Source organism: Lentzea flava (assembly GCF_014648475.1).
Lineage (GTDB): Bacteria > Actinomycetota > Actinomycetes > Mycobacteriales > Pseudonocardiaceae > Lentzea > Lentzea flava.
The window spans coordinates 1-4,836 of sequence record NZ_BMRE01000120.1; the positions used below are offsets into that span (position 1 = coordinate 1).

The following is a 4,836-nucleotide window of genomic DNA, read 5'->3' on the forward strand; positions in this document are numbered from 1 at the left end:
CCAACCACTTCACGACCTCAGACGGCCACATCCAAGATCGTTAACTGAGCGGCATTGGGCTTGACCGGGTCGATGGGCCGGGTCGGCGCCGCGGGCGACAACGCGGCCATGGAAAGCTTCTTCGCGTTGCTGCAGAACAATGTCCTCGACCGGCGTACCTGGACCACTCGCGAGGAATTACGGATCGCGATCGTGACCTGGATCGAACGCACCTACCACCGTCGCAGGCGTCAGGCAGCTCTCGGCAGGTTGACCCGATCGAGTACGAAGTAATCATGGCCACGCCAGCCGGCAAGGCTGCGTGAATGCCACTGTCACCTACTCGTGCAGCAGACCCAAGTGCCCCAGGTGAAGAGCGTTCCGCACAGCGGAACGGCTGCGCTTCGCCGCACGGCTCAGGACTAGCATCCCACGTGATACGTCCAAGAAGGCCAGGTGAAATCACTCGTGAAGGCTGCGGATGTACGCCTTCAATGCACATGGACCGGCACCCTGTCAGATTTGCACAAGCCAAGCCCCTGCAAGCAACCAGGGTGTTCAGCCGGGTGCCCGCGAGTTGCCGCGCTCCATGTCGTGAGGGATCCGGGTTAACTGGCACGCAAGGGCCAGTTCGTAGATCTATTGGAACTTAGATGCACTGGATTCCTCCCTGGACCGATTCTGTGAAGCAAGCCGCTGACAGTCTGTTGGCCGAGCTGGTATCTGATGACATGGGGCAGGTGTCTCCCTCGGTCTATGAGACAGCCAGGCTGGTGGCGACGGCCCCAAGGTTGGACGGACACGGTAAGCGTGTGTGCTTCCTGCTGGACCAGCAGAAGGGCGACGGCAGCTGGGGGGCTCCCGACGGCTACGGGCTGGTGCCGACGCTGAGCGCCGTAGAGGCATTGCTTACCGAACTCCGCCGCGTTCAGCGCTTGGCCGCTGGCGCCGTCCAGTACGGCCTCCTGACCGGCGCCGTCGCCCGAGGACTGGCCTGGTTGTCCGCATGGCTCAGCGAAGGCAGCAGAAAGCCGTTCCCCGACACCATCGCGGCGGAGTTCATTGTTCCCTGGCTGATCGGGGACATCAACCGGCAGCTGGGACGACTTGTCTCCGAGCCGCTGCCTGGGCTGGACGCCTGGTCGACTCATCCGCCGCTTCCCGTGCCGGCGAAGGGCGACGAAGGTTTGCTGGAAAGGATCCGCAGCTCGGTTCGCGACCGTCATGTCCTGCCAGACAAGCTCTGGCACTCGCTGGAGATCCTGGGCGCCGACGCAGCGGGCGCGTACAACGTTCGTCCGGTCAACGGCGCTGTTGGCGGTTCCCCGGCCGCCACCGTGGCGTGGCAGGGTACAGACGGACGTTCCACCAGGACGGTCGACCAGGTGCTTACCTCGACCCGCTATCTGGGAGCGGTCCAGCGCAGGGGCCTTGGACCGGTGCCTGGGATCAGTCCTATTACCTACTTCGAACGCGCCTGGACCATTTCGGCGCTGGCGACCGGCCGGATGGATACCCAAATCCCTCGGGAACTGGTGGACAGCCTGCGGCAGGGACTCAGCGACACCGGCGCCCCTGCCGCCCCAGGCCTTCCGACCGACTCCGACGATACTGCCGGAGTGCTCTACGCGCTGGCCAGGGCCGGTGACCAGCCTTCGCCGGACTGTCTATGGGGTTACGAGGCGGACTCCCATTTTCGTTGCTTCATGGATGAACGCACCCCGTCGACGAGTACCAACGCCCACATTCTCGAGACGCTGGCGGCCCTGAACCCGACAGATCGAATCCGCAGGCAAGACGCCGCAGAGAAGGTCGCGGCATGGCTGCGCGAGAACCAGGAGCCGGACGGCAAATGGTGGGACAAGTGGCATGCCTCGCCCTACTACGCGACAGCGTGCTGTGCGCTGGCGCTGAACAGATCGGCCACCTTGGGCATCGACGCCGTCGAGGCGGTGGACGGTGCGGTGCGCTGGGTCCTGGACACCCAACGCGCCGACGGTTCCTGGGGACGCTGGGAGGGCACCGACGAAGAGACCTCATACGCCCTGCATATCTTGCTGGCCACCCACACCCCCGGCGACAGGACAGCCCTGACACACGCTGCCGCACGCGGCTGCGCCTTCCTGCTGCGTCAGAGCGGTCCAGGCATCGACGACCGGGACGCGCATCTGCCGTCCCTGTGGCATGACAAGGACCTCTACGCCCCGATAGCGGTGATCCGGGCCGCGCGGCTCGCAGCTCTACACTTGGCCGCCACCGATCCCGATGTGATGGCCGCCCTCCCCGAAGGTAATTCAGCACCGGCCTGGGTGGGTGGACAGTGAACCGAGCCCAACACAGCCTTGCCCTGCGCGGGTTGACCTTTTTGGACTCTCTCACCGCCGCACAGGGCGATATCGTGGAATTGTCGCCCCCGCCCAAGCGGCGTCTGCTGGTAGGCAACCCCGAAGCGATCGGACAGATCTTCCGTGCCGACCAGCAGATGCACCTCGTCGGTTCCGACACCCTCCGCCCGCTGGTGGGGGACCAGTCCCTGCTGTTCGCCAACGGAACCCGGCACGCCGCGTACCGCCAAGCGATCGGCCCTGAACTGCGCGGCAGCGCACTGCGGCGCTACCGCTCCACCATCGCCGACACTACCCATGCCGCCATCAAAACCCTGCCCCCCGGATCCGTGGTCGAGCTGACCGAGTGGACTCGCAAGATCACCCTCAACGTCATTGGCAGCATCGTCCTCGGTCCCTGCGGTGAGGACCTGCTCTACCGGTTCAGCACCTGGGTGGACAGCGCGTTCGGCTCCGTACCCCGAACACTTCTCTACCGCTACATGCGCACTCCCGCCGGACTGCCCTCACCATGGCGTACGTTCCTGCGCCGACGGGAGGTCATCGACCGCGATGTGCTGTATCACGCCCGCTCCGCAGGCCACGACGGGACGGCGACCGGCGCACCCTGCAGAACCCTCGCCAGCCTACTGACCAGCGGGCAAGAGCCGCTCGGATGGCTCGACGACGACGAGTTGCGGGACCAGCTGGTGTCACTGCTGTTTGCAGGCCATGAAACCACCGCTTCCGCGACCGCTTGGACGCTGTTCTGGCTGGAACGCCACCCGCGGATCCTGGCCGACGTCCGGGAGGAGCTGGCTGCCACAAAGAGCGATGGCTCCAACGCCAAGGACGTTCCCCTGCTCGATGCCGTGTGCCGCGAATCGCTGCGGCTCACCCCTCCGGCCACCCTGGCAGGCAACCGGGTGACCATGGGGGACTGGAAACTGCTGGGCCAGCCGATAGCGTCCGGCACCCGGCTCACACCCAGCATCTACCTGGCCCACAAACGGCCCGATATCTATCCCGATCCGCAGCGCTTCGACCCAGGCCGGTTCCTCGGCAGACGGATGCCCTCCCAGGAGTACCTGCCATTCGGCGGCGGGCTGCGCCGATGCCTCGGTGCCGACTTCGCCATGCTGGAACTGCGGATGATCGTCGCTGCCGTGCTGCGCAGTCTAGATCTGCGCTGCGTCAATCCCTGGCGGGGAGTTCCACAGCTGCGCGGACCGGCGATGAGGCCTAAGCCGGGCCTGCGGATGGAGGTGCGGGCATGTCCGGGCGTTGCCCGTTCAGTCTGAGCTGGGTGCCGCGCCTGACACCTTCGTGCTCGCGGACAGCGGCCATGCGCAAGCCATGGCCGGCCTGCGGGCGTGACCACTAGATGGTTGATTCCAAGGTCAGTGGTCGTAGGCAGTCAGTGATCGTTTGACTGGCTGCCCGGTCTTGTCGTTGTGCCAGATCGCGGCGGTCAGGGCGAGGATGCGTTGCAGGACGCGGACGATGTCGCCGGCAGGGGTGCGTCCGCCGTGACGTTCCAGGTCGAGCTGGCCTTTGAAGGTCTGGTTGATCAATTCGATGGTCTGGCGCAGCGGCTTGAACAGCCGCGCGCCGGGGCGCGGCGCTTCGCCTTTGCGGGCCTGGCGCAGCAGCACCACTCCCGCATCGCTCAGGGTGTGTTCGAACTCGCGGCCACAGTAGTGCTTGTCCGCGATCACTGCCTGGCCTGGAGGCTCGGTCACCCAGGGCCGGATCGGCTTCGAGGATGCCCAGCAAGTCTGCCGTTCAAGGCCGGCCCGCCGCCGCGGACACCTCCGGGCCGGGCGAGCTGGAACAGCTGCGGAGGGAGAATCTGGAGCTGTCCACGAAGGTGGCGTTCCTGAAAGTTCCTCGATCTCATCGTCCTGATGTTCGAGACGGCGCCTCCGCCGGCCAAGACGCCGCCGACCACGCAGCTGCCGCAGCAACAGCAGCGACCCCAGCAGCGCCGTCCACAACCGCCGCCACGGCCCCAGCAGCAGCTTCCCGCGCAGCAGCCCGCGATTCCGCGCGCGGTCGAGTCACCGAAGCTCACCGCGGCGGACATCCGCAACGTCGCGTTCCACCGCCCTCCGCGCGGCCGCCGCGGCTACCAGGAGTCCCAGGTGGACGCGTTCCTCGACCGGATCGAGGCGACGCTGCTCGGTCAGGACAACCTGACCGCCAAGGACATCCGCGACATCGGTCGGCAACCGGTTACGTAAGGGATCGGCCGGCGGACGGCCCCCGTCGTTCGACGCCGTCCAGTACAAGCGGCGCAACCAGGTTGAACGAGGGTTCAATCGCCGCAAGCAGTTCCGCGCAGTGGCTACCCGCTACGACAAGCTGGGCAGCCACTGGCAAGCTACCAACGACCTGGTCGAGATCATCGACTGGCTCCGCGCTACACCAGACAAAACCTGATCACGACCCGACGGACACGCCCTAGTGCCCTGAGTCGTTGATTCGAGTGCAGGCGTCGGGTTCGGTGGCATGCCGAACCCGAAGCTGCCTG

Annotated in this window: 3 protein-coding genes and 3 pseudogenes; 5 read left to right on the forward strand and 1 reads right to left on the reverse strand. The window is 66.0% G+C overall.

Annotated elements, in window-relative coordinates; all coding sequences use genetic code 11:
* Positions 1-57: 57 nt before the first annotated feature.
* From IEZ09_RS45550 to IEZ09_RS45560, 3 genes and pseudogenes are all read left to right on the forward strand, one after another.
* Positions 58-305, forward strand: a pseudogene (locus IEZ09_RS45550) (integrase core domain-containing protein); the annotation flags it as partial.
* 486 nt (positions 306-791) lie between these two features.
* A complete protein-coding gene (locus tag IEZ09_RS45555) occupies positions 792-2,303 on the forward strand; it encodes a prenyltransferase/squalene oxidase repeat-containing protein (protein ID WP_229813559.1) in 1,512 nt (503 codons plus the stop codon).
* A 32-nt stretch (positions 2,304-2,335) separates the two neighbouring features.
* The gene (locus IEZ09_RS45560) at positions 2,336-3,604 is read left to right on the forward strand and encodes a cytochrome P450 (RefSeq protein ID WP_229813560.1); all 1,269 of its coding nucleotides are present in this window, start codon (positions 2,336-2,338) and stop codon (positions 3,602-3,604) included.
* Positions 3,605-3,703: 99 nt separating this feature from the next.
* On the opposite strand, the pseudogene IEZ09_RS45565 reads toward IEZ09_RS45560, so the two are convergent.
* Positions 3,704-4,079, reverse strand: a pseudogene (locus tag IEZ09_RS45565) (IS982 family transposase); the annotation flags it as partial.
* 131 nt (positions 4,080-4,210) lie between these two features.
* Between IEZ09_RS45565 and IEZ09_RS47790 the strand changes: the two are divergent.
* Together IEZ09_RS47790 and IEZ09_RS48205 are read left to right on the forward strand one after the other, a co-directional pair.
* Positions 4,211-4,546, forward strand: coding sequence for a DivIVA domain-containing protein (locus IEZ09_RS47790; RefSeq protein ID WP_189260093.1), 336 nt, complete (start codon positions 4,211-4,213; stop codon positions 4,544-4,546).
* Positions 4,536-4,667: pseudogene (locus tag IEZ09_RS48205) on the forward strand (IS5-like element ISMt1 family transposase); the annotation flags it as partial. The gene IEZ09_RS47790 and the pseudogene IEZ09_RS48205, both read left to right, overlap by 11 nt.
* Positions 4,668-4,836 lie beyond the last annotated feature (169 nt).